This is a genomic window from Streptomyces sp. NPDC026377, assembly GCF_055567715.1.
This window is the reverse complement of the sequence record NZ_JBVHPV010000002.1, coordinates 174,074-199,031: the sequence shown is the minus strand read 5'-3', so window position 1 is coordinate 199,031 and position 24,958 is coordinate 174,074. Positions and strand designations below refer to the sequence as shown.

At 66.7% G+C, this 24,958-nt stretch carries 23 protein-coding genes, 1 tRNA gene and 1 pseudogene; 22 read left to right on the top strand and 3 right to left on the bottom strand.

What is annotated here, in order from left to right; translation table 11 throughout:
• The first annotated feature begins 417 nt into the window (after positions 1–417).
• On the top strand, positions 418–3,135 hold the full coding sequence (locus ACZ4MU_RS04980) for a DEAD/DEAH box helicase (RefSeq protein ID WP_467871032.1): 2,718 nt from the start codon (positions 418–420) through the stop codon (positions 3,133–3,135).
• Positions 3,136–3,146: 11 nt separating this feature from the next.
• A complete protein-coding gene (locus ACZ4MU_RS04975) occupies positions 3,147–5,330 on the top strand; it encodes a DNA methyltransferase (protein ID WP_467871029.1) in 2,184 nt (727 codons plus the stop codon).
• Between the two features lie 422 nt (positions 5,331–5,752).
• On the opposite strand, the gene ACZ4MU_RS04970 is transcribed toward ACZ4MU_RS04975, so the two are convergent.
• Positions 5,753–6,850: a DUF1152 domain-containing protein gene (locus ACZ4MU_RS04970; RefSeq protein WP_467871027.1), complete on the bottom strand. Its 1,098-nt coding sequence runs from the start codon at positions 6,848–6,850 to the stop codon at positions 5,753–5,755.
• 79 nt (positions 6,851–6,929) lie between these two features.
• Between ACZ4MU_RS04970 and ACZ4MU_RS04965 the strand changes: the two genes are divergently transcribed.
• From ACZ4MU_RS04965 to ACZ4MU_RS04900, 14 genes and pseudogenes are all read left to right on the top strand, one after another.
• Complete coding sequence (locus ACZ4MU_RS04965; RefSeq protein WP_467871025.1) at positions 6,930–7,670, top strand: GntR family transcriptional regulator; 741 nt, start codon at positions 6,930–6,932, stop codon at positions 7,668–7,670.
• A gap of 291 nt (positions 7,671–7,961) precedes the next feature.
• Positions 7,962–8,405, top strand: coding sequence for an ATP-binding protein (locus ACZ4MU_RS04960; protein WP_467871022.1), 444 nt, complete (start codon positions 7,962–7,964; stop codon positions 8,403–8,405).
• 99 nt (positions 8,406–8,504) lie between these two features.
• Positions 8,505–9,233: a GntR family transcriptional regulator gene (locus ACZ4MU_RS04955; RefSeq protein WP_467871019.1), complete on the top strand. Its 729-nt coding sequence runs from the start codon at positions 8,505–8,507 to the stop codon at positions 9,231–9,233.
• A 156-nt stretch (positions 9,234–9,389) separates the two neighbouring features.
• Entirely contained in the window at positions 9,390–9,740 is a 351-nt protein-coding gene (locus tag ACZ4MU_RS04950) for an SCO3933 family regulatory protein (protein ID WP_467871017.1), read from the top strand.
• 4 nt (positions 9,741–9,744) lie between these two features.
• Entirely contained in the window at positions 9,745–11,118 is a 1,374-nt protein-coding gene (locus ACZ4MU_RS04945; RefSeq protein WP_467871014.1) for an FtsK/SpoIIIE domain-containing protein, read from the top strand.
• Between the two features lie 55 nt (positions 11,119–11,173).
• On the top strand, positions 11,174–11,872 hold the full coding sequence (locus ACZ4MU_RS04940) for a DUF2637 domain-containing protein (protein WP_467871012.1): 699 nt from the start codon (positions 11,174–11,176) through the stop codon (positions 11,870–11,872).
• A gap of 20 nt (positions 11,873–11,892) precedes the next feature.
• Positions 11,893–12,093 (top strand): hypothetical protein, encoded by a 201-nt coding sequence (locus tag ACZ4MU_RS04935; RefSeq protein ID WP_467871009.1) that lies wholly within the window; start codon positions 11,893–11,895, stop codon positions 12,091–12,093.
• A complete protein-coding gene (locus ACZ4MU_RS04930; protein ID WP_467871007.1) occupies positions 12,093–12,284 on the top strand; it encodes a mobile element transfer protein in 192 nt (63 codons plus the stop codon). Before ACZ4MU_RS04935 ends, ACZ4MU_RS04930 begins: the two co-directional genes overlap by 1 nt.
• A gap of 10 nt (positions 12,285–12,294) precedes the next feature.
• Positions 12,295–12,489 (top strand): hypothetical protein, encoded by a 195-nt coding sequence (locus ACZ4MU_RS04925; protein ID WP_467871004.1) that lies wholly within the window; start codon positions 12,295–12,297, stop codon positions 12,487–12,489.
• Positions 12,490–12,504: 15 nt separating this feature from the next.
• Complete coding sequence (locus tag ACZ4MU_RS04920) at positions 12,505–12,798, top strand: SpdD protein (RefSeq protein WP_467872219.1); 294 nt, start codon at positions 12,505–12,507, stop codon at positions 12,796–12,798.
• 153 nt (positions 12,799–12,951) lie between these two features.
• Positions 12,952–14,241: a replication initiator gene (locus ACZ4MU_RS04915; RefSeq protein WP_467871001.1), complete on the top strand. Its 1,290-nt coding sequence runs from the start codon at positions 12,952–12,954 to the stop codon at positions 14,239–14,241.
• Positions 14,242–14,261: 20 nt separating this feature from the next.
• A pseudogene (locus ACZ4MU_RS04910) lies at positions 14,262–14,431 on the top strand (helix-turn-helix transcriptional regulator).
• The gene (locus ACZ4MU_RS04905; protein WP_467870999.1) at positions 14,428–15,801 is read left to right on the top strand and encodes a tyrosine-type recombinase/integrase; all 1,374 of its coding nucleotides are present in this window, start codon (positions 14,428–14,430) and stop codon (positions 15,799–15,801) included. The pseudogene ACZ4MU_RS04910 and the gene ACZ4MU_RS04905 overlap by 4 nt, the downstream one beginning before the upstream one ends.
• Before the next feature lie 72 nt (positions 15,802–15,873).
• Positions 15,874–16,761, top strand: coding sequence for a nuclease-related domain-containing protein (locus ACZ4MU_RS04900; RefSeq protein WP_467870996.1), 888 nt, complete (start codon positions 15,874–15,876; stop codon positions 16,759–16,761).
• Between the two features lie 54 nt (positions 16,762–16,815).
• On the opposite strand, the gene ACZ4MU_RS04895 is transcribed toward ACZ4MU_RS04900, so the two are convergent.
• Both ACZ4MU_RS04895 and ACZ4MU_RS04890 read right to left on the bottom strand, forming a co-directional pair.
• On the bottom strand, positions 16,816–17,556 hold the full coding sequence (locus ACZ4MU_RS04895) for a hypothetical protein (protein WP_467870993.1): 741 nt from the start codon (positions 17,554–17,556) through the stop codon (positions 16,816–16,818).
• A 231-nt stretch (positions 17,557–17,787) separates the two neighbouring features.
• A tRNA-Arg gene (locus ACZ4MU_RS04890) sits at positions 17,788–17,859 on the bottom strand.
• Positions 17,860–18,017: 158 nt separating this feature from the next.
• Here ACZ4MU_RS04890 and ACZ4MU_RS04885 point away from each other — a divergent pair.
• The 6 genes from ACZ4MU_RS04885 (at position 18,018) to thrB (ending at position 24,805) form a co-directional block, all read left to right on the top strand.
• The gene (locus tag ACZ4MU_RS04885; RefSeq protein ID WP_467870991.1) at positions 18,018–18,464 is read left to right on the top strand and encodes a response regulator; all 447 of its coding nucleotides are present in this window, start codon (positions 18,018–18,020) and stop codon (positions 18,462–18,464) included.
• A gap of 214 nt (positions 18,465–18,678) precedes the next feature.
• The gene (nrtL, locus tag ACZ4MU_RS04880) at positions 18,679–19,734 is read left to right on the top strand and encodes an ArgS-related anticodon-binding protein NrtL (RefSeq protein ID WP_467870989.1); all 1,056 of its coding nucleotides are present in this window, start codon (positions 18,679–18,681) and stop codon (positions 19,732–19,734) included.
• Between the two features lie 45 nt (positions 19,735–19,779).
• Entirely contained in the window at positions 19,780–21,171 is a 1,392-nt protein-coding gene (gene lysA / locus ACZ4MU_RS04875; RefSeq protein WP_467870987.1) for a diaminopimelate decarboxylase, read from the top strand.
• Between the two features lie 131 nt (positions 21,172–21,302).
• Positions 21,303–22,592 carry a homoserine dehydrogenase gene (locus ACZ4MU_RS04870; protein WP_467872216.1) on the top strand — a complete coding sequence of 430 codons (1,290 nt, stop codon included), beginning with the start codon at positions 21,303–21,305 and terminating at the stop codon, positions 22,590–22,592.
• 6 nt (positions 22,593–22,598) lie between these two features.
• Entirely contained in the window at positions 22,599–23,657 is a 1,059-nt protein-coding gene (gene thrC / locus ACZ4MU_RS04865; RefSeq protein WP_467870984.1) for a threonine synthase, read from the top strand.
• 230 nt (positions 23,658–23,887) lie between these two features.
• On the top strand, positions 23,888–24,805 hold the full coding sequence (gene thrB / locus ACZ4MU_RS04860; protein WP_467870982.1) for a homoserine kinase: 918 nt from the start codon (positions 23,888–23,890) through the stop codon (positions 24,803–24,805).
• Positions 24,806–24,958: the final 153 nt, after the last annotated feature.

Sequence of the window (24,958 nt, the reverse complement as noted above, 5' to 3'; positions counted from 1 at the left end):
TGGCGGGGTCTTTAGGCACCTACTAACAGGTGCCCCCGGCAGGATTCGAACCTGCACACACGGCTCCGGAGGGGGCTGCACCGCTCCTGGTTCTACGAGGTCGGCGGTGCGCGTTGCGTCGGTGTCTGGATCCTCGTCCACAGATAGTCCACGGCATCGTGCCCCAGTCGCGTGAGGTTCGCCGAGGACGGCGGGAGCATCGCACGACACTCGGTACTGGCAGAGATGGGTCACTAGCCGACAGGTACGTGGCACTGGAAGCTGGTAACCATATGTCCCAATTTGACCGCCAAGCGGCGCGGCTTCGGGAGGTCAGCCTGTGGCAACACCCTCAGGGGTGACTACCAAGTAGCCACCTGTCACCCCTGTCACTAGGTAACCTCAGGCTGTAGACCCAGCTAGACCGAAGGACGACTCGTGCAGTTTGAGCTGTTTGACTATCAGGCCGAGGCGGCTAGCAGCGTCACCAAGCACCTTGCGCGAGCACTTCGGAACTATGCCGAGGATCCGACTGAGCAAGCTGCCGTGATTTTGGCCGCTCCGACCGGTGCGGGAAAGACCGTGATTGCCACGGCAGTAGTAGAGGCTTTGCTTGATGAGCCCGAGAAGGTCGGCAGTGAGCGGGCAAGTACTTTTCTCTGGGTTACTGACGATCCGAGCTTGAATCGGCAAACGCTGCACAAGATGATGGCTGCCTCCTCAAGCTTGGCGCCCAATCGTCTTGTAACTATCGAGAACGACTTTGATGCAGAAGTATTTGAACCGGGGAAAGTATACTTCCTCAACATTCAAAAACTGTCAGCTAAAGCATCTCTTTCCAAGTCTCAAGTCGATGGGCGGAGCTACTCCCTGTGGGAGACGATCGCCAACACCATAACGCAGCAGCCTTGTGATTTTTCTGTCGTTGTGGATGAAGCTCACCGCGGAATGGGAGCGACGAGTTCCGTCCGCAGGGCGCGGGACACGATCGTCTCTCAGATTATCGGTGGCGGTTCCACGGGACGGCCGGCTGTGCCGGTCGTTTGGGGCATCTCGGCTACCCCGCGGAAGTTCGTCACGGCTATGACGGATCTGGGCCGTACTGTCAAAACGCATTCGATCCGAGTCGACGACGTACGCGCCTCCGGGCTACTGAAAGACCAGATTGTCCTAGGTCATACGGCCGGCGTTGACGCTGCCGAGTCCACCTTGGTGCGACACGCTGTTCGGAGGGTCCGGGAGTACGAGCAGAATTGGGCTTCCTATACAGACTCCAGCGATGAGCCTCACGTTCATCCAGCTCTCGTTATTCAAGTAGCAGATAAACCTACGGAGAAGGAGCTGGCCGACCTAATCGGCACGGTGCTTGATGAGTGGCCAGAGGTGCATCACGGCAATATCGTGCATGTCTTCGGAGAGCACGCCGATCTAAAGATCGGTGAATCTCGAATCTCCTGGTGTCCCCCGGAAGACATTCAGGATCGATCCGAAGTCCGGGTCGTTCTCTGCAAGACTGCCATCACGACCGGGTGGGACTGCCCGCGGGCGGAAGTGCTAGTGTCACTCCGGGTCGCCAAGGACATTGACCTGATCACCCAGGTGATGGGCCGTATGGTTCGGACGCCTCTAGCACGTCGCATCCATTCCGCTGAGGACTTGAATGCGGTCCATTGCATCCTCCCGAAATTCGACCAGAGCGCCGTCGACGCTATCGCCGCCAAGTTTCGAGCGGGTGATGACGACACGCTGACTGGGGGAACTCAGATTGTCACCGAGCCGGTGCAACTCGCCCGAAATCCTCAGCTTGAGCTGACTAAGTCGCAGACGGAGCCGACGACCGTCAGCACAGATGGGCCTGCGTCATCAGCACATGAGAATTTCATGAAGCTGGCCGCTGACGACGGATCGGAACGCAGTGAGGGACGGCCTGCGCCTGCGAACTCGTCTGATCAATCAGAGGACCAGGACAGCGTCTCGAACGTAGAGGACGAGGGGCTGTTCGCGAAGGCGGAGCCTGTCCAACAGCTGAGTTCATCTGGGCCGTCTAATGTCTTCGATCTAGTGGCATCGCTACCCTCTTACACGATTCCTCGCCGAGCGCTTAGGTCCCCCGTTACCAGGCTCACAAGCTTGGCGCTTCTTCTCGCTAATACTGGTATCGAAGAACAGGCACCTACAAAGGCCCGAAACCAGCTTCTAGCAGTGCTCGAGACCATGCGAGCTGACTTGGCCGAAGCTGGGAAGATGGAAGAGGCCATCCAGCGTGCCCGGTCCACTCGCCTCTACGAGCGTTCAGTCTTCCTCGGCCAGGATGCGAAGGAAGCGGTGGATACCGACACTATTATCCAGCTAGATGCTCGCGGAATCAGAATTCTGATGGATCGCGCGCGAGCTATTTTGCCGGAGGGGTTGGCCAACGCATACGTTAATAAGATCGCGACAACCGATGATGACGTGTTGGAAGCGATGATCACGACGATCGCCCTGGCCGGTGAACCCACTCTTCGTAGCGAAATTGACATACGAGCGTCACAGCTAGTGGAAGACTGGTTCAACCGTTATGGGTCGGCGATCACGCGACAGCCGGCAGTCGAGCAGGAGCGTTTTGATCGCATCAAGCGTGAGTCGGATCGGCCACTACCAACAACCATCACCATCCCCACTAGGCGAATCGACGATGCAACGGGAAAGGCATGGGAAAGGCATCTGATTTCTGATGATGCCGGCCTTTTTCACGTGGCGTTGAGAGACTGGGAAGAACACGTCTTGCGCACCGAACTTGCTGCAGGGGCCGAGGCCTGGTACCGGAACCCTCAATCCGGTCGGCATTCGCTGCAGATTCCATATACGACCTCTCAAGGCATCGCAGGACTCGCCCCCGACTTCATTTTTGTTCATCAAGTAGGTGGTGAACTCGTCGCATCGTTGATTGATCCGCACGGAACACACCTGGCAGATGCTGTGCCCAAACTGAAGGGTCTGGCGACTTACGCAGCGAAGCATTCCTCTAGGTATCATCGGATCCAGTCTGTCGCGAAAATCGGCACCGTCTATCGAATGCTGAACCACCGTGACAAGGAAGTACGTGAAGCGATCCTCGCCGCGGAGACGCAGGACGCAGCTGATCTATTCCGAAGCCATGGAACCGACTACTGAGGGCTGATGACGTGGCACACATTGATAATCTAATCTCTGCGATCAAAGATCCAGAATTGCGCGAGGCGATCCGTGGTGAATATGCGAAAATTTCCAAGCATAGACAGCTCGGGCTAGTTTTCGATCGACACCAGCCGGAGAGTGTCATCCTTCCCGAGGTGACGGTTAGGGTTGGTGACAAGGTTCAGGTACGTATCGAGGGCAGCGATGATCCTCGCGAAGTGGATGGAACCGGAGTTTGGCTTGTACGCGGCATAGACAAGGCTCAAGGTCGCGCCCTTCTTTCCGACAACGAGGGAACCCGACTTGAAGTCGCCCTAGATCGAGCGGTGGCGACGAGGGAGTTCGGAGATCCAATTTACCCCGGTCTTCGCTCGACGGGGAAGATCATTCGAGGTGGAGGAAGGGATGGAGACCCAGGAGCGAAGCCCTTCCACGCGGTGATCAATGCCGAAAACCATCATGCGCTCGAGGCCCTTCTGTATCCATACGAAGGGACCACCGACGCGATCTATATCGATCCGCCCTACAATAGCGGCGCCCGGGACTGGAAGTACAACAACAACTACATTGACGAGAAGGATCCATATCGCCACAGCAAGTGGTTGTCGTTCATGGATCGAAGGCTACGCCTAGCCAAGCGGCTGCTCAATCCTGCGAACTCCGTACTCATCTGTGCAATCGATGAAAATGAATTGCACAGACTGTCCCTGCTTATCGAGCAGATCTTCCCCGCAAGTAAACTTCAGATGGTGACCGTACTGATCAACCCATCTGGAGCCTCCATTATTGATCAGTTCGCTCGTATGGACGAGCACCTGCTGTTCGTACATGTGGGAGCTGCTCGGCCGGCGAAGACAGTGATTGACACAACTCCGGGCGTCTCTACGCTTGCCGATTCCGAGGGAAATCAAAAGCCTTTCGTTTGGGAGTCGTTCCAGCGGCGAGGCGGAAATTCGCGACGTCAAGACACCAAGGTCAAGTTTTTTCCGGTCTACATCGACGAGGTCGCTGGCAAGGTTGTCGGCTGCGGCGATGCGCTGCCGGAAGGTGTCGACCGTCATACTGCGCCTCCGGCTCCCGACGGTTGTATTGCGCAGTGGCCGATCAAACGAGACGGTTCTGAAGCTTGCTGGCAGCTCTCAGACGTTACCTTCCGGAAGTACCTGGAGGAAGGGCGCATCCGGATCGGAAATAAGAATAAAACAACCGGTCGGTGGGGTCTCTACTTCCTAACCTCGGGCCACATGGCGGCTATTGAACGAGGGGAACTCGTCGTTGATGGACGCGACGATAAGGGTTCTCTGATTGTGAAGAACGCTGACGGCAGAAAGCGTAGTCAAGTAGGGCGTACTCTATGGACTAACCCTGCTTACAATGCTACTTCGCATGGGTCCATCATGCTTAATGCTCTTTTGCCTGGGCGTAAGTTTCCTTTCCCTAAGTCGCTGTACGCCGTTGAGGATGCGCTTCGCTTCTACGTGGGAGACAAGCCCGACGCTGTTGTCCTGGACTTCTTCGGTGGCTCAGGTACCACGGCACACGCCGTCGCTCGTCTGAACGATCAAGACGGCGGACATAGGCGGAGCATCATCGTCACTAACAACGAGGTTTCACCCAGTGAAGCTACCGCACTGCGTAAGCAAGGGTTTAAGCCCGGCGACGATGAGTGGGAAGCTATGGGGATCTGTAAGTACATAACCATTCCCAGGATCACTGCAGCGATCACGGGTAGTAATTCTGCAGGCAAGCCGGTAAATGGAGAGTATAAGTTCACGAAGGTCTCTCCGATGGCTGAGGGGTTCGCAGAAAATGTAGAATTCTTTGATCTCACGTACGAAGATCCCGCTCTTATCTCGCTTGGCCGTAGATTCGAGGCAATCGCCCCTCTTCTGTGGTTCAAAGCGGGCGCCAAAGGCAGCCGTATCGAGCGGATCGATGGCGAGAGTGGTTGGGCAGCTCCTGATGAGGCCAATTACGCCGTTCTGTATGATGTTGCCAAGGCGTCTGCGATGATTGATTCCCTCGCCAAACGGGATGCGCGTGCGCAGGAGGTGACTCATGTCTTCGTTGTCACTGATTCAAACGCAGAATTCCAGCAAGTGGCTTCTCGACTTGATCCTTCTTTGTCAGTTTCCCAGCTTTACAGCGACTATTTGCGAACCTTCGAGCTGAATACCAGAAGGTCTGGCTGAGGGTAGAAGCGGCAGTGGCTGACGACTGCGCGTTCGGTTCTTAGGTCTGGATGCACAATCAGCTGCAGAAGCGTCCAGGTCGGCGTAGCGGCTTTGGGCGGGAGCTGCTTTGGCGCGAGTGATCATGGCCCCGTAAGCTTGCGGCGCGTCGGGCAGTCTGTGGACCTGCCCGGTAAAGCACGACGTTGGGGCCATGATCTTCGAGGCTCGCGCCAAAGTGGCTGCCTAAAGCCGTGGAGCCGACCCCCCCCCAGCCACGATGTACCCCTTCTCTGACTTCAAGCGGCTGATCGCTGTAGATCGCGGCCCGGGCGCCGGCCGGGCTGGAGCGGGGCGGAGACAGCAGCGCAGGCCCGGCCGGGGGCCGGGCCGCGCGCGGGGAGCGGAGCGAGCCGCCTTGAACTAGTAAAGAAGGTTGTTACTCAGGACTCGGCGGGGATGCGCCACAGCGGTGCTTCGTACTGCTCTGGGCGGCTGCTGAGTAGTAGGGCTCTGAGGTCCTGGCGCTGTTTGCCGTTGAGGCCGAGGGCTTCGGTGATCCTGCGGAACGTCGTGTGGGTGATGCCGCGGTCGCGGGCCTGGGCCTCGAACTGGTCGAGCTGGCGGAGCGCGGCTTCCGGGTCGAGCTTCTGTTCCGGCTGGCTGCCGAGCCAACTGGCCTTGTTGCGCTCGTAGTCGATCTCCGAGTAGCCGCAGATCTCGCGGCTGTATTGCTCCGCCTCGACGAGGGTCTCCGTTGCGAGGATGGCGCGTGCGAGCTCGTTGCGGTTGAGGACGTCATCCAGGTCTGCTTCGTGGATGGCGGGACCATTGTCGGTGAGCGGGACTGGCAGGCCGGCGCCTCTGACTTCGCAGAGGCCGCGTACCCCGCGAGCTGTGGCCGCCAACATTGCCGTCGCCTCGGACGGGTGCCACTCCAGGACCGAACTGATCGGTTCGACGTGCTCAGCCGTGAGTGTCAGCGTTGGCGGACCCATTCGGCTGGCCAGAAGCCCGGCTGGGAGCTCTCCGTCCAAGCCGGGGCCGGCGACCAGGAGCCGCACGGGCGCGTTGACTTGGCAGCACGCGGCCAGCGTGAGGGCGTCGCCGAGTGGGCTGCGCAGAGTGGGTTCGTCGCCTTTGGCGAGGATGTCGCCGCCCACGTCCAGGAGGTCGATGGACTCGGGGGTCAGGTGCTCGATGAGCTCTTCGAGCTGGCGGGTGATGCCCTCGGCGCCGTGTGCGGGGTCGATCAGAGCGAGGGTGTGGGGGAGTTCGGCTGCCAGGCGAGGAAGCGTCGAGCCCGCGGGGGCGATGGGCTTCGCGTCGGCCGGGACGGTCCAGACGCTTTTCGTGAGGGGACGTAGGCCCGTGAAGTTCTCCGGCCCTCGGGGGCCCGGCACCGGGTCAATCAGGAGACGGTCCCAGGCGTACGTGAGGATCACTGCCGGACTGTCGTCACCCCCGTAGAGGGCCGCGTCGAGCATTGCGGCGGCGACTGCGTCGCCCCCTCCTCCTGCTGCCACGATCAACCGGGTCACCCTCGCAGCGTACGGGGTTGCCTGCTGGCCACTCACCCTATAGTGGCTACTGGTCATAGCCACTTAGGGAGGGACTCCGATGCCACAGATCGAAGAGACCCAGCCCAAGTACCTCCAGATCGCGCACCACATCCGCGATCAGATCCTGCGAGGCGACTTGAGGCCTGGCGACGAGGTCCCGTCAGAGCGGCAACTGGCGGCAGACTGGAGCGTTTCCCGGCCTACGGCGGCTCGGTCGCTGGAGGCTCTGAGCCATCAAGGCCTGGTGGAGAAGCGTCAGGGGTCTGGTACTTACGTGCGCGGCCTCGCGGTCAATCGGCGTGCTCGGGAGCTCTATGGCCGCGCCAAACAGACCGGCAAGATCTACACGCCGGGCGAGTATGCGGTCATCACCTCCGCCGGCTGGTTGGAAGCCCCCGACTACGTGGCCGAGGCGCTGAGTCTGGCGGTTGGAACCAGGGCTGTTCACCGTCGCCGCGTCACCAAGAACGAGTCCGGCCCCATCACCATTTCCACCTCGTGGTTCGGTACCGATGTCGGCGAGCGAGCGCCGAAGCTCTGTGACCCTGATCGGATCCAGGAGGGGACGCTCATGTACGTCGAGAGCGTCACGGGTCGGCAGGGCAGTTATGCCGAAGACCGGATGTGCGCCCGGCTGGCGACCGAGGACGAGGCTGAGGACCTTGAACTTGCGCCCGGGGCAGCTGTCTTGATTATCCATCATGTGGTGTACGACATGCAGGATCGGCCTCTTGAGTTCGCCGAGGCCACGTATCCGCCTGGGCGTTGGGCGTTCGAGCAGGGCTACCCGATCGGCTAGAAATCGGCCTTCTCTCTGAGAACCGCTTGTGACTCCGAGTGGCTAATGCCACTATCCAGTAAGTGGCTAAGGCCACTTGACCGGAAGGGGGCACGGACGTGAGCCAGGAGTGCGGGGAGTTACGGCACGTCTCGCGGGAAGCGGTCTGCCGTGGATGCCGAGGGCGAGGGTGTGGAAGCACGTTGGCTCCCGCTCCGGCCTGGCTCTCTCCGCCGCTGATACTCGCGTCCGTGCTACGTCCAAGCGGCGCTGTCTCGACTGTGACGGCACCGGTAGGGAGTAGTGGTGCTCATGGCGGATGCGCGTGAAGAATCCGAAGCCGCGGTTGCCGGACCGACGCCGATCGGGGGTATGACCCTCTATCCCGTGCCCGAGTCCGTGGCTCGGGCCAGGCGATGGTTCCGAAAGTTCACCGCCCCGTACAACCTGGCCTGCCCTATCGACGATTGCGTACTGATGCTCTCCGAGCTGGTGACGAACGCGATCCTCTACGGGGAGGCGGAAGAACCCTGGCGGGTCCGAGTCGAGTGGTCGCGCTCGGGGGAATCCCTGCGGGTCGACGTCCACAACCCGGGCTTCCCGGCAGACGTCCGGCTCCGCAGCCCCAAAGCCAGCGATGCGCACGGCCGCGGGCTCTGCCTGGTGAACGCGCTAGCGGACTCTTGGGCCGCCGGCCCCAGTCGCTTCGGCGGAACGGTCGTGTGGTTCCAGATCGACGAAGCGTGGAAGCCATGAAGTCGATCCTGGCCTGTGGCGTCTGCGAGTCCGTGGCTGTTCAGTACCCACTCACGTGAGTAGGCTGGTTGACTTGGCGGATTCTCACTAGGCGGGGCTATGGCGTACGAGGTGGCTGCACCCAAGTATGTGCGGCTGGCGCAGACGCTCCAAGGGCGTATCGAGGAGGGTACGTACCCGCCGGGGAGCCGGGTCCCGAGTGAAAATCAACTGGTCCAGGCTTTCGGGATGTCCCGGCCCACTGTCGTCCGCGCGTTGGAGCTGTTGAAGCGGGATGGCTGGCTTGAATCCCGACAAGGGTTCGGCACCATCGTCCGCGGGCGGCCGGAAGTCGTCGAGCAGAAGGATCGACGGGGACGTGACGCGCTAGAGCGCGACGAATCCTCGATTCAAGGTCGGCTTGTCCAAGTCGAGCAGGTCTCTGCGCCGTCGCGGGTCGCGTCCCTCCTTGGCGTCCCCAAGCAGACAAGGGTCTTGGTTCGGCGGCTTCTCGTGGAGCAGGACGGCGAGCCGGTCGAGCTCTCCTCGTCCTACTTCTCAGCCGGCCTGGCCGAAGGGACCGAACTTTCTGTCCCGTCTCCACTGCGTGAGGGGCAGCGCGCTCACCTGGAAGCGCGCAAGAAAGTGCGCTTCGACCACGTAACCGAACGGGTCTCGGCCCGGCTGCCTAGCCAGGAAGAAGCTGACCTCTTGGCGATGCCTCAAGAGGTGCCGGTGCTCAGTGTGTTGGTCGTTGCGTGTGATGTTGCCGGGCAGGCTTTGCAGGTCACGGATGTCCTCCTTCCTGCCGATCGGCAGGAGCTTGAAGACACATACCGGCTCGCCTGAGTCCAACTAGCCCCAAGGGTGGGGCTCTTGCTGCTCCGCGACTCTGGGTGGTAGGTCACTCGAGTCACTTGACAAGTCAACCTGGCGTCTCCAACTTCGAACTTGCTAAGTCAACCTGTCAGGCCGTCTGGCGGGTGTCTACGAAGGAGAAGTTCTTTGCGTGCAATCCGAGTTGAGACCTCATCCGCGACGATTCTGCTGACCGAGGCGCCTGAGCCGAAGGTCAAGGACCGGCAGACGGGCGAGATCGCCAAGGACGCGGTGAGCGGGGAGGCGCTGATGAAGGTCGGCGTCGTCTACATCGACGAGGGGGAGTCGTCGGTCATCGCGGTGACCGTCCCGGAGAGCGGGATCACGGACGGCCTGACCGTCGGAGCTCCGGTCTCCCTGCCCGGCCTCGTCGCCCGTCCCTGGGAGAGCGTATTCAGCGGCCAGGCCCGCCACGGCATCGCCTACCGGGCGGCCGCGGTGGTCCCGGGCGTTTTCCCCGTCGGACAGGAGAACTGATCTCGTGTCCGAGCTGATGACGCTGGCCGAGCTGGGTGGACCCCTCGCCTTATTGGGCGGGGCGGTCTACGCCAGGAAGGCCCACCCGTCGGTCTACTGGGCCACGGTCGGGCTGCCCTCGTCGGTGGCCCGGCTGGTCGGCTCGTACAGCTCGACCATGGACGCGTGCGGGCTGACGGTTCAGCCGTCCCGGCTGCGGGCGCTGGCTGTGCGGGCCACCACGCGCCGTGAGGTTCGGCCGGTGCCGCCGCGCCGGGGGCTGATCCGTCCCACTTCCACGGGGTTGCGGGTCCGGCTTCGGCTCGCTCCCGGCCAGGAGCCGGCGGACGTGGCTGCTTCGTCCGAGCGGCTGCGGCACGCCTGGGGCGTTCACGCGGTCCACGTCCGCGAGATCAAGCCCGGTGTGGTCGAGCTGCGGTTGGTCGGGTTCGACGTGCTGCGCGACGTGAGGATGCCGCGCCGGGCGGGAGGTGACCTTCTCGCCGTGCCGGTGGCTCTGCGGGAGGACGCGACCGTGTTCGTCCGCGACTACCGGTCCGTTCCTCACGAACTCGCCCTCGGCGCCACTCTGTCGGGGAAATCGATGTTCCTCCGCAATCTGCTGACGGGACTCGCCGTTCAACCGGTCGCGTTGGTCGGCATCGACTGCAAGCGGGGCGTGGAGCTCGCGCCGTTCGCTCCGAGGCTGTCGGCGTTGGCCACCGACTCCGACGAGGCCGCCGAGCTGCTGCCCGTCCTCGTCAAGGAAATGGAGGACCGCTACGACCTGATCAAGGCCCGGCAGGGCATCGCGCCCGGCACGCCGGACGAGGAGCTCACCTCCGACGTGTGGGGGCTGCCGGACGATGAACGGCCGCCGGCCATCGTGCTGTTCGTCGACGCGGTGGCCGAACTCTTCCTCGTGACGAGCCGCAAGGACGAGGAACGGCGCGACGAGATGGTGACCCAGTTGATCCGACTCGCCCAGCTCGGGCGGGCCGCGGGCATCTACCTGGAGATCTGCGGACAGCGGTTCGGCGCCGAGCTGGGCAAGGGCGCGACCATGCTGCGCGCCCAACTCAGCGGACGCGTCTGCCACCGCGTCAACGACGAAGCCTCGGCGAAGATGGCCCTCGGCGACATCGCCCCCGAGGCGGTCGGCGTCGCTTCCACCATGCCGGCGGAACGGCCCGGCCTGTCCGTGGCCGGTGACACCTCCGGCGGATGGGCGCGCATGCGCACCCCCTATCTGTCGCTGTCCGACGCCGCGGCCATCTGCCGCGAGGCGGCCGACCTCGTACCCGACGTACCGGTCCTGTCTCCGTTCCGTCCGCGCGCTCTCACCTCGTCCGCCCCCTCTCCGATCGCGGTGACCGAACCGCGTCCGGCGACCGGCTGACTCGCCTGCCCCAACGGTCGGCGCGACCGACTCGTGCCAGGTCCCTACCCCCGCCATGCCCGAAACCGAAAGAGAGGACGTGATCAGGGTGGCCGAGCACTCCTCGTCGCGCACCCTTGCGGCCCGCGTGGACGCCGTACTGATCCAAGCGCTCATCGCCGCGGCCCTGTCCTTCGCCCACCTCCATGACCTGGCGGTCGCCGCAGGACAGGACGGCTGGAAGGCGTGGGCCTACCCGGTGAGCGTGGACCTGCTGTTGGTGGCGGCCTGGAAGCGACTGCGAACCGGTGTCGCCAAAGTCTCTGGGTGGGCCTGGTTCCTCGTCGCGCTCGCCGCCAGCCTCGGCGCCAACATCGCCACAGCCGGGCTCCTCGACCTCGACCACGTTCCCTCATGGCTCCGGATCGCCGTGGCCGGATGGCCGGCGGTCGCCTTCCTTGGCGGCACGCTCCTCGCGCACGGCCCCATCAATCCGACTCCGGACACGCCGGAACCGCACGACGCGTGGACGGCCGATGCGGCGCAACAGGGGCCGGTCCCAGCCGCTGTATCCCGGCCTGCCCCCGCTGTTCCGCGGCCCGCGCTCGGTGCTCCGCCGACAGACCGGCTTCCGGCCGCGCTCGTCGACCACGCGCGAAAGGTCGCCGCCGAGCACCGCACCCGAACCGGCGCGCCCAACGACACCGACACCCTGCGAGCCCGCCTCGGCGTCCCGGGACCGCTCGCCGAAGCCATCGCCACCCAACTCACCTGACCCCTGGAGAACTTCCGCCCATGCGCCCGTCCACGCTCCGCGCGCTCAACCGCGCCGCCGAGCTGACCCGTCAGAACCGCCTCACCGAAGCAATGCTCATCGCCGAACCCGTGATCCTCGTCGCCGACGACATCGAGGGCGGGGAGATCCGGCGGTGGCTGCTCGGCCACGTCGCCGACTTCACCGGCGAGAACCACGAGAACCCGAAGGAGCTGCCCTGATGCCCGACAACCCCCGCTTCCGCCGAGTGATCCGCATCGGCCCCGTCCAGGTCGCCACGTACTACAACGGCCGGGGCCGCGAGAAGCACACCGCCGCCTGCACGGCACCGCGCTGCGGCATCTCGACCGACTACAACAGCCGCGCCGCCGCCGAACTGGCGGCCCGCACCCACCGCTGCTCGGGCCGCTGAGGACACCGCCGTGACCCTCAGCCTGCCTCTCGTCCTCGTCCTCGGCGTCATCACCTGGGCCGCGATCAAGTTCCTCGGCGTCCGGATGTGGGTGGCCGTCGTGATCGCCCTGTTCGGCTTCCTGCTCTCTCAGACCTTCCTCGCCCCGGCCATCGAATCCGGCACCCGTTCCGGGGTCGACGTCGTCGACGGCACCCGTCACTGAAAGGAGAACCCCATGCTGCTGCGCCCGAAGATGCCCGACGCCGCTCCGCTGCCGATCGCACAGACGCCGGCTCGACCGGCCGAGCACCACCACGCCCCGGCGGCCTGCTCCTGCGCCAACGCCCCGATGGCGTCCGCCGGTCGCCCGGTCTCGCCCCTCGTCGGCCGTGGGGCGAGTGCTGTCGCTGCGGTCCTCGTCGTCGGCATCGTGCTGACCGCGCTCCTGGCCACGGTCGCCATCACGGCCGTCTCCGTCTCCATCGCGGCCCTGGTGCTGCGTTCCCTGCTCAACAGCGCGCCCAAGCGCTGACCAGCCTGCCGGGGCGGCCTCGATACCGCCAAGCATCCCGCCGCCCCGGCAGGCGCGGACCTCCCGACCGAAACCGAAAGGACAGTTCCCATTACTACCGGACGCGTCCCGCCCCCAGTCGAAGAACTGGGCGCGCTCGTCTCCCTGGGCGGCATGCCCACCCTCGTCAAACAACTCCGTGGCATCGACGGTTGTACGCAGCCTGTGCGCTTGGACGGCCACCGCGTCGAGCACGCGGTCGACACCCGAACCGGCGAGATCGGCCGTGTCCTCCACCGTCTCGACTCGGCCTCGCTCCCGGCCGGCAACCTCCTCGTACGCTGCAACAACCGCCGGGCGACCCGCTGCCCGGCCTGCGCGGAGACCTACCGCCGGGACACCTTCCACCTGATCACCGCCGGGCTGCGGGGCGGCAAGGGCACTCCCGCCGGTGTCACCCGGCACCCGAAGGTGTTCGCCACCTTCACCGCCCCCAGCTTCGGTCCCGTCCACAACCGGCCCACGGACCGCCGCGGCACCGTCCGCGCCTGCCGCTGTGGACTCCTGCACGACGCCGAGGACGAATCGCTCGGCACCCCCCTGGACCCCGTGACGTACGACTACGAGGGTGCCGTCCTGTGGAACGCGCACGCCGGAATGCTCTGGCGGCGCTTCTCCATCTACCTCCGCCGGGAGATAGCCAAGCGGGCCGGCCTCACCCAGCGGGACTTCGCCGACTTCGCCCGGGTCTCCTTCGCCAAGGTCGCCGAGTACCAGAAGCGCGGAGCCGTCCACTTCCACGCCGTCATCCGCATCGACGGTCCCGAGGGTGGTGACACCCCGCCTCCGGACTGGGCTACTGCCGAGCTGCTCACGGACGCGATCGGCGCCGCTACTGCTCACTCCCGAGTCGATGGCCCCGTTGTCGACGGACACCCGCACGTGTTCGCCTTCGGCAAGCAGATCGACGTGCGTGCAATTCGCTCCGCCGACTTCGACGGTGGCCAGGAGCTGACCGAGCGGGCCGTGGCCTCTTACATCGCGAAGTACGCCACCAAGGGCGCCGAGACCGCGACGGGAGCTCTCGACCGCCCGCTGAAGTTCCTCGCCGAACTCGCCCAGCTCGACATCAGCGACCACGCCCGTCGGCTGATCCGAACGGCCTGGACGCTCGGTGCTCGCAAGGAGTTAGAAGATCTCCGGCTCCGGGCCTGGGCCCACATGCTCGGCTTCCGCGGCCACTCCTCCACCAAGTCCCGCCGCTACTCGACCACCCTCGGTGCCCTCCGCACCGCCCGCGCCGAGTGGCGCCGCGCCCAAGCCGCAGTGATCACCGAGGACGAGCCGGACACGACCCTCGTCCTTTCGCACTGGGTCTTCGCCGGAATCGGTCTGTCCTCCGCCGAAGCCTGGCTCGCCGCATCCCTCGAACCCGCCCTCGGCACGGAAGGAGAACCGACGTGAACCCACAGCGCGATGAGCCGATGACCGTGCGCCAGGTCCTGAACGAGCTGGTGGGGTCTCCCGCCGGACGTTCTACCGCTGGCGTGAGCTGGGGCACGGGCCGGCCGCGTTCAAGCTGCCCAACGGGGAGCTCCGGGTGTGGCGGAGTGACTTCTCCACGTGGCTGCGAGAGCTGGAGACCGCGGCGTGAAGTCTCTCGACGTGAAGGTCTGGGCCGTACGGAAGCGGGATACGAAAACGCCCTCGTACGGCGTGCGGTGGTCTGTGGCGGGCAACGTCTTCTCCGACTCGTTCCGCACGAAGGCACTCGCCGACCACTACCGCTCGAAGCTCATGCGGGCGATGCGCGACGGCGAGGAGTTCGACAGGGCGTCCGGGCTTCCGGACTCGATGGAACCGAAGAAGTCGGCTGTGTCCTGGTACGACTTCGCACTCCGGTACCTCGCCATGAAATGGCCCCACGCTGCGCCCAATACGCGCAACGGCATCAATGAATCGCTCACCAGCGTGACCGTGGAGCTCCTCGACGAGCGGGCTGGACGGCCGTCCGATCAGGCCATCCGCCAGGCGCTCCGCAACTGGGCCTTCGTCCTGCCGGGGCCTGATGACCGGGACGTCCCGGACGACGTGCGGAACGTCCTCCACTGGGTGTCGAAGGCATCGCGACCACTGGTTGATCTCGCCGAACCTGCCACGGCGCGCGCGGTGCTGGACTCGCTGAAGCTCAAGCTCGACGGCACGGCCGCGGTAGCCGAGACCGTGCGGCGTAAGAGGCGGACCCTCGTCAACGCTGCCAACTATGCGGTCGACCTAGGGGAGCTGCGTGAAAACCCGATCACCGCTGTCCGTTGGCAGAAGCCGAAGGTCTCCAACCAGGTTGACCCTCGCGTTGTCGCGAACCCCGAGCAGGCCCGGAATCTTCTGGCGGCTGTCTCCTACGTGGGCGGCTACCGGCGGGCCCGTGGTCGGCGTCTGGTGGGTCTCTTCGCTGCGATGTATTTCGGGGGTCTCCGGCCAGCTGAAGCAATCGGCCTCGTCGAGACGGACCTGAACCTGCCCGAACAGGGGTGGGGATCGGCGCTGCTTCACCGGACTCGTCCGTCGGTCGGCAAGCAGTGGACCGATTCGGGGGAGACCCACGGCGACCGCGGTCTGAAGAACCGGCCGGTTGAGGACGTCAGGCGGGTGCCGATCCCGCCCCACCTCGTCGCCGCATTCCGCGAGCACCTGGCGACGTTCGGCACGGCGGACGATGGACGGCTCTTCTTCAGCGAGAAGGGCTCGGTCGTTCCGTCCTCGACGTACTACCGCGTGTGGCAGGAGGCTCGTCTCATCGCGCTCCCGCCGTCCGCCGCGGCCTCGCCGCTCGCGAGCCGCCCGTACGACCTGCGGCACTCGGCGCTGTCAACGTGGCTCAATGCGGGGGTCGACCCGACCGAGGTCGCCGAGCGCGCCGGCAACAGCGTCGAGGTCCTGCTGACCCGCTACGCGAAGTGTCTCGATGGACGGCAGGACGTCGCCAACCGGCGTATCGAGGACCTCCTGCGCGAATACGAGTGAGAGACCCTGCACCCACCAATGCCCCGGGCATCTTGTCCGGGGCCTCTCTCGTTTTGAGCGCTACCTGCTGCGATGCTTCGAGCCGAGAGCGGACGAGGGGGGCTCGTGGAGCTGAGGGTGACGCGCTGGAAGCGGTACGGACAGGATCGTCTGTACGCGAACCTGCCGGATGGCACCGCGGTCGCCTGGGCGGACGTCAGGACAGGGAACATTACGGTCCTGGTCGCCGAGTATCGCGACGATGTGATTGCCGTGCTAACACGCCACTTACGGAACGACTCCGAGTCGGTTATGCCGCAGGGGGCACCTGAGGCTGAATCGCGCCCCATGCTGCCGCCTTTGACGTCGGCCGATGACCTGTCCACCAACCGCCCTGGAGAGTCCCTCCGGGACCTGCTCGACAAATCCGGGGTGGGTCTGATCGAGCGGCTCGTCTCACAGCTCTTGCGTCGTCGCACAGAGTGGGACTCCTGGCGCAAGGGACTAGCGGGGGAGAAGAGGGTGGGCGCCGAGCTGAACCGTTTGGCACGCCATGGCTGGCGGGTCCTGCATTCCCTTCCCCTGGCTGACAAGGTGGATGTCGATCACTTGCTGATTGGGCCGGGCGGGGTGTTCAGCATCAACACAAAGCACCACCACAGAAGGGCCGTATGGGTCGGCGACGACTCCGTGAAGGTCGACCACGGAAAGCCGGCACCCTACGCACGCAAGAGCCGGGCAGAGGCCAAGCGAGTGGCCCGAGTGCTTGAGCATTACTGCGGCTTCCCCGTACCGGTGGAGCCGGTGCTCGTCTTCGTCGGCATCACCGATCTGAAAGTGGTCGCCACCCAGCTCAGCGTGCGCGTGTATCAGGAGCGTCAGGTGGCGGCACTGGCGCCGCTCTCAGGGGTGCTGACGACCGAGCAGGTCGAGCAGGTGTACAGCGTCGCTCGCCACCGACAGGCTTGGAGCCAGGTCTGAGCCATCCCGTTCCAGCGCGAGGTCAGTCTTCCCTGCCGGAAGTGTTCACCCGTTTCAGCGGGTTGCAATGGCATCCGCGACGCTGAAGACAGCGTCGCACTCGGCGCATTGCGCCTTACCGAAAAGATAGGTCAACTTGTCCGCGACATGGGCCTGGTTGTCGGCTAGCGCCCGACTGTGCAGTTTTTGGGCAAGCCCCTCCAGCGCTGAGGAGTCTGCAGGCTGAAGAGGGATCTTCTTTGCCGCGGTCCCGTTCATGTACATGCTGTCTGTGGTCGAGAAGAAGCCGTACTCACCGAAGGCTATGAAGTTCTCGGCGCTACATGCAGGACAGGGCACTTCGTATTCGTCGTCGTTCAGGCCGTCGAGTTGTTCGCCCCAAACCGCGACATCTTCGAAGCCGAGGAGTGCGGCGAGCAAGTAAACGTAAGTTCCGGGGTCATCGCTGAGGCTCGGATCCTGAAGAGCTTCCTCCGTCAGTTGCAGCAGGTCGGACATCTCCGAGGCGTAGGCCACGTGGGGATCCTGCTCGCCATATGGCTGGTCAGTACTGGCCGCGATGGCGCCGGCCAGCAAGAGTGGTTGCTGTCTGTCCGCAGGCGACCACTGGCGCGCCAGGTCTCGTAGGGCCGGCAAGGCCGCGTGGCTTGCTGAGTAAACGGTGCCCTGATGGCACAGTCGGGACCAGAGCTCGGTCCAGTCTGAATCGTTCGGGGCTTGGCACACCGCGTCGAGCAGACCGGGAATGTCTTCTGCCGTGCCGTAGGCGTGGTTGAGCTGCGACCAGTCCGTCATGCCGGCGATCTAAGCAGTCGGCCGCAGCAGACGTCACGGCCGGGGGCGTGCCAGTCGCCCTGTCGTCGGAGAGCGTTCGGCGACCTGCGACGATGCTCCAAGATCCCGTCCACGCCTCGTCCACAGACGCCGACACACGGCCGCTTCGGGCTGCATCTGCCTGCGTATACGCCAAGACCCCGTCCTCAGCGAAAGCGCTGGTGGCGGGGTCTTCGGGCACCTCGTGCAAGGTGCCCCCGGCAGGATTCGAACCTGCGCACACGGCTCCGGAGGCCGTTGCTCTATCCCCTGAGCTACGGGGGCGTCCGCCGCGCTTGGCGGCGACGGGTAGAACCCTACCAGCTCCCGTGGGGTGGCTGTGAACAGGTATTTCCCGTGGTGGGCGGGGGCGGGGTCCCCCGCAGGGGGCGGAAGTGGGGAAAACCCGGACGCGGCGGTGGTCGCGGACCTAACCTCGAGATGTGCCAGGCGCGTCCGGTCGGGTGCTTGTTGTCGACGACAACAAGGTCATCCGGCAGCTGATCAGGGTCAACCTCGAGCTGGAGGGCTTCGAGGTCGTGACCGCGGCCGATGGTGCCGAGTGTCTGGAAGTGGTCCATCAGGTCTGTCCTGATGTGATCACCCTGGACGTCGTGATGCCCCGGCTCGACGGGCTGCATACGGCCACACGGCTGCGGGCGGACCCCCGGACCCGCCGTCTGCCGCTCGCGATCATCAGTGCCTGTACGCAGTACGAGGTCGAGACCGGGCTCGCGGCCGGTGTGGACGCGTTCCTGGCCAAGCCCTTCGAGCCGGCCGAGCTGGTCAAGGTCGTACGGCAGCTGATGCATCGGGAGGCCCCGCCGTCCGCCGACGGCAACAGGCACCCCGGACGCGCCGGGCGGGCCGCCGGAACCTCCCGTGGGTGAGAGACGCCCCCCGCATGTGAGAGCCGCTGTTACTTCCCGTACCTCCCGCGGATGTGGATGCGGATGTGTGTGCCGGTGCGGATGAGCCCGGAGAGCTGACCGCTGAGTCCCCGGCCCCCCCACTCCCGGGCCGCCCCAGCCCCCCCGGCACCCCCCATCCCGCATCCCGAAACCGATTACCCGCCCCACCCCCCCTCTCCCATACGCTGGTCCCGTGACCCCCGCAGAGCTCTCCCGTACCGTCGCGCGCGCCGTGCGCAGCGTCGTCGACGAGGGTGTGCTCGCTGTGGACGTGCCCCGGGACGTCAAGGTCGAGCGGCCCCGGCCGGGCGGGGGCGGGGACTACGCCAGTGCCGTCGCCCTCCAGCTCGCCGCCGCCTCCGGGCTCGCCCCCCGTACCGTCGCCGAGGCCCTGCGCGGGCGGCTCGCCGGTGCGCCCGGGCTCGCGCGCGTCGACATCACCGGGCCCGGGTTCCTCAACTTCACCCTGGACGCGGATACCGGCCACGCCGAGCTCGTACGCCGGGTGCTCGCCCTCGGGCCGCGCTACGGGTGCGGCGACGCCCTCGCCGGGCAGCACCTCTCCTTCGCCCCCGTCGACGAGCCCCGCGCCCTCGCCGTCACCTCCGCCGTCGTCGCGCTCCTGCGCTCGCAGGGGGCCGCCGCCGAGATCGGGCCGTACGGGAGTGAGCGGCTGCACGTGCTGCCCGAGCCACGGGCCGTAGCCCCGCTGGCCGAACTGGTCGGCCCGGACGCCGCCCGCTGGGCCCATCTGCGCGCCGCCGCCCACGACCGGCCCGCCCCGGCCGCCGAGCTCCTCGCCCAGCGCGAGAGCAATCCGTACTTCCGCGTGCGGTACGCCCACACCCGCGCCCGCGCCCTCACCCGTACCGCCCACGCCCTCGGCTTCACCAGTGCCCCCGGCGACCTGGACCTCCCGCGCGACACCGCCGGACGCCCTCCCGCGAGCACCCCCGCCGCCCTCGGTCCGCACCAGAACGACACCGCCACCACCCCCCTCCTCACCCTCCTCGCCGACCACCCCCCCACCCTCCTGCGCGCCGCCGAGCTCCGTGCCCCCGACCGGGTCGCGCGGCAGCTCGAAGCGGTCGCGGACGCGCTGCTCGACTTCCAGCACCGGGTGCTGCCGCTCGGGGACGAGAAACCCTCGGCCGCCCACCGTGCCCGGCTCGCGCTCGCCGAAGCCGCCGGGGCGGTGCTCGCCGGTGGCCTGTCCCTGTTCGGCATCGCCGCCCCTGAATTCCTGTGAACTCGTGCGAGCCGTACGAGTCGTGAGAGTTGTGAGAGTGACCGCATGAGCCGTTCCGCACATCCCGCCGGACCCAGGCACGCCGACGTCCTGCCCGAGGGGCACTACTCCGCGCCGCCCGCCGACCTCAACGCCCTTGACCCGAAGGTGTGGTCGCAGACCGTAGGGCGCGACGACGACGGTGTCGTGCACGTCGGCGGGCTCGACGTGGCCGCGCTCGCCGAGGAGTTCGGCACCCCCGCGTACTTCCTCGACGAGAGCGACTTCCGCTCCCGCTGCCGCGCCTGGGCCGAGGCCTTCGGCAAGGACGCCGACGTCTTCTACGCGGGGAAGGCCTTCCTGTCGCGCGCCATCGTGCGCTGGCTGCACGAGGAGGGGCTCAACCTCGACGTCTGCTCCGGCATCGAGCTCGCCACCGCCCTCTCGGCCGGAATGCCCGCCGAGCGCATCGCCTTCCACGGCAACAACAAGTCCGAGGACGAGATCCGGCGGGCCGTCGAGGCCGGGGTGGGGCGCATCGTGCTCGACTCCTTCCAGGAGATCGTCCGGGTCGCCCACATCGCCCAGGGCCTCGGCAGGCGCCAGCGTGTCCAGATCCGGGTCACCGTCGGCGTCGAGGCGCACACCCACGAGTTCATCGCCACCGCCCACGAGGACCAGAAGTTCGGGATCGCCCTCGCCGGGGGGCAGGCCGCCGAGGCCGTCCGGCGGGCGCTGAAGCTCGATGGGCTCGAACTCATCGGGATCCATTCGCACATCGGCTCGCAGATCTTCGACATGGCCGGGTTCGAGGTCTCCGCCCGGCGGGTCGTCCAGCTCCTCGCCGAGGTGCGGGACGAGCACGGGGTCGAGCTGCCCGAGATCGACCTCGGCGGCGGCCTCGGCATCGCGTACACCTCCGACGACGACCCCAGCGAGCCCCACGAGATCGCCAAGGCCCTCAACGAGATCGTCACCCGCGAGTGCGAGGCCGCCGGGCTGCGTACGCCGCGCATCTCCGTGGAGCCGGGGCGCGCGATCGTCGGGCCCAGCGCGTTCACGCTGTACGAGGTCGGGACGATCAAGCCGCTGGAGGGGCTGCGGACGTATGTGAGCGTCGACGGGGGCATGTCCGACAACATCCGTACGGCCCTCTACGACGCCGAGTACTCCGTCGCGCTCGTCTCGCGCACCTCCGACGCGGAGCCGATGCTGGTACGGGTCGTGGGCAAGCACTGCGAGAGCGGCGACATCGTCGTCCGGGACGCCTTCCTCCCCGCCGACCTGGCGCCCGGCGACCTCATCGCGGTGCCGGCCACTGGGGCGTACTGCCGCTCCATGGCCAGCAACTACAACCACGCCCTGCGCCCGCCCGTCGTGGCGGTCCGCGACGGCGAGGCGCGGGTCATCGTCCGGCGGGAGACGCAGGAAGATCTCCTGCGGCTCGACGTGGGATGACGGACAACTGAAGAGAACGATGCACCCATAGTGGAATATGTGTCTCAGAATCCGGACGGGGGACGGAAACCCCCGTCCGGTGAGTGAGACTGGTCGGCATTCAAGCTGGTAGAAGGAGACGAGGTCGGATGATGCGTACGCGTCCGCTGAAGGTGGCGCTGCTGGGCTGTGGAGTGGTCGGCTCAGAGGTGGCGCGCATCATGACGACGCACGCCGACGACCTCACGGCGCGCATCGGCGCGCCCGTGGAGCTCGCCGGTGTCGCCGTACGCCGGCCCTCGAAGGTGCGCGAGGGCATCGACCCCGCCCTCGTCACCACCGACGCCACCGCCCTCGTCAAACGCGGCGACATCGACGTGGTGGTCGAGGTCATCGGCGGCATCGAGCCCGCCCGCACCCTCATCACCACCGCCTTCGCCCACGGTGCCTCCGTCGTCTCCGCCAACAAGGCGCTGCTCGCGCAGGACGGGGCCGCGCTGCACGCCGCCGCCGTCGAGCACGGGCGGGACCTGTACTACGAGGCGGCCGTCGCCGGGGCCATCCCGCTCATCCGGCCGCTGCGCGAGTCCCTCGCCGGGGACAAGGTCAACCGGGTGCTCGGCATCGTCAACGGCACGACCAACTTCATCCTCGACAAGATGGACTCGACGGGCGCCGGATACCAGGAGGCCCTCGACGAGGCCACCGCCCTCGGGTACGCCGAGGCCGACCCCACCGCCGACGTGGAGGGCTTCGACGCCGCCGCCAAGGCCGCCATCCTCGCCGGGATCGCCTTCCACACCCGGGTCCGCCTCGACGACGTCTACCGCGAGGGCATGACCGAGGTGACCGCCGCCGACTTCGCCTCCGCGAAGGAGATGGGCTGCACCATCAAGCTGCTCGCCATCTGCGAGCGCGCCGCCGACGGCGGGTCCGTCACCGCGCGCGTCCACCCGGCGATGATCCCGCTGGACCACCCGCTGGCCTCCGTGCGCGGCGCGTACAACGCCGTCTTCGTCGAGGCCGAGGCCGCCGGCCAGCTGATGTTCTACGGGCCCGGCGCGGGCGGCGCGCCCACCGCCTCCGCGGTCCTGGGCGACCTGGTCGCGGTCTGCCGCAACAAGCTCGCCGAGTCCACCGGACCGGGTGAGTCGGCGTACACCCAGCTGCCCGTGAGCCCCATGGGCGACGTGGTGACGCGGTATCACATCAGCCTCGACGTGGCCGACAAGCCCGGTGTGCTCGCCCAGGTGGCCACCGTCTTCGCCGAGCACGGCGTCTCCATCGACACCGTGCGGCAGTCGGGCAAGGACGGCGAGGCCTCCCTCGTCGTCGTCACCCACCGCGCGGCCGACGCGGCCCTCACCGGGACCGTGGACGTCCTGCGGGAGCTCGACACCGTGCGGGGCGTCGCCAGCATCATGCGTGTGGAAGGGGAGTAACGAGCAATGACCCACCAGTGGCGCGGCATCATCGAGGAGTACCGGGACCGGCTCCCCGTCTCCGCTACGACCCCGGTCGTCACCCTCCGCGAGGGCGGCACCCCGCTCGTGCCCGCGCAGGTGCTCTCCGAGCGCACCGGCTGCGAGGTCCACCTCAAGGTCGAGGGCGCCAACCCCACCGGGTCCTTCAAGGACCGCGGGATGACGATGGCGATCACCCGGGCGAAGGAGGAGGGCGCGCGGGCCGTCATCTGCGCCTCCACCGGCAACACCTCCGCCTCGGCCGCCGCCTACGCGGTGCGGGCCGGCATGGTCTGCGCCGTCCTGGTGCCGCAGGGCAAGATCGCGCTGGGCAAGATGGGCCAGGCGCTGGTCCACGGGGCGAAGATCCTCCAGGTGGACGGGAACTTCGACGACTGCCTGACCCTGGCGCGCGGCCTCTCCGACAACTACCCCGTGGCGCTGGTCAATTCGGTCAACCCGGTCCGTATCGAGGGCCAGAAGACGGCCGCGTTCGAGATCGTGGACATGCTCGGCGACGCGCCCGACATCCATGTGCTGCCGGTCGGCAACGCCGGCAACATCACGGCGTACTGGCGCGGGTACCGGGAGTACGCGGCGGACGGGATCGCCGGCCGCACTCCGCGCATGTGGGGTTTCCAGGCCTCCGGTTCGGCGCCGATCGTGCGCGGTGAGGTGGTCAAGGACCCCTCGACGATCGCCACCGCGATCCGCATCGGCAACCCCGCGTCCTGGCAGTTCGCCGAGGCCGCGCGCGACGAATCGGGCGGTCTCATCGACGAGGTGACGGACCGTGAGATCCTGCGGGCCTACCGGCTGCTCGCCGCCCAGGAGGGCGTCTTCGTGGAGCCCGCGTCGGCCGCCTCGGTCGCGGGGCTGCTGAAGGCGGCCGAGCAGGGCCTGGTGGACCCGGGCCAGAAGATCGTCTGCACGGTCACCGGCAACGGCCTCAAGGACCCGGACTGGGCCGTCGCGGGTGCTCCGCAGCCGGTCACGGTGCCGGTGGACGCGGCGGTCGCGGCCCAGCGCCTCGGTCTCGCCTAGGCCAAACACGTACAACCCCGGGTGACTCGGCACGTAGGGGCGCAGGGGGCTCGCGACACGCATCGTGCGCCTCCTGTGCGCCCTATGTCGCCACTGAACCTTCCTTCGATAGGCTGTACCCAACCCGCCCCGCCGCATATGCCGCGGTGCAGTTGCCCCGGTGGCCGTCGGGTTCCTGGGTACCTCTTCGAACATCCCGCAGCAGTCTCACAAGGAGAGTCGTCAGAGCGATGGCCGGTCCCGCATTCCGCGCCGCCGCCGTACGGGTGCGCGTCCCCGCCACCAGTGCCAATCTCGGCCCGGGCTTCGACTCCCTGGGCCTGTCACTGGGGCTCTACGACGACGTGGTGGTCCGCGTCGCCGACTCCGGCCTGCACATCGACATCGCGGGCGAGGGCGCGGGCACGCTGCCCCGCGACGAGAGCCACCTCCTCGTACGGTCGCTGCGCACCGCCTTCGACCTCCTCGGCGGGCAGCCGCGCGGCCTGGAGGTCGTCTGCGCCAACCGCATCCCGCACGGCCGGGGCCTGGGCTCCTCGTCGGCCGCCATCTGCGCCGGGATCGTCGCCGCGCGCGCGGTGACCATAGGCGGCGACGCCCGGCTCGACGACGCCGCGCTGCTGGAGCTGGCCACCGAGATCGAGGGCCACCCGGACAACGTCGCGGCCTGTCTGCTCGGCGGGTTCACGCTCTCCTGGATGGAGGGGGGAGCGGCGCGGGCCATCAGGATGGACCCCGCCGGCTCCGTCGTTCCGGTGGTCTTCGTGCCCGGCCGGCCGGTGCTGACGGAGACCGCGCGGGGGCTGCTGCCGCGCACCGTCCCGCACGGGGACGCGGCGGCCAACGCCGGACGGGCGGCCCTGCTCGTGGAGGCGCTGACCAGGCGCCCCGAGCTGCTGCTCCCGGCCACCGAGGACCGGCTCCACCAGGAGTACCGGGCACCGGCCATGCCCGAGAGCGTGGCCCTGGTCAACCGGCTGCGCGCGGACGGCGTCCCCGCGGTCATCTCCGGCGCGGGACCCACGGTCCTGGCGCTGGTCGAGGACGGTGCGGCCGACAAGGTCGCACGGCTGGCGGGCGACGGGTGGGCCGCGAACCGGCTCCGCCTCGACGCCTCGGGCGCGAGTGTTCTGCCACTGGGGTCCTAGGCCGTCGGGGCCCGGGACCGTCCGGCCGGGACGCGCGGCTTGCCGGTGAACGAGAGGGGGAATGTTTGTTGGATCCGGTAGTGTTAACCTCAAGTCTGCATCGGCCGTCATGGTGGCGCGGTGCTGCTTCGTCCCTTCAGGGACCGCCTTTCT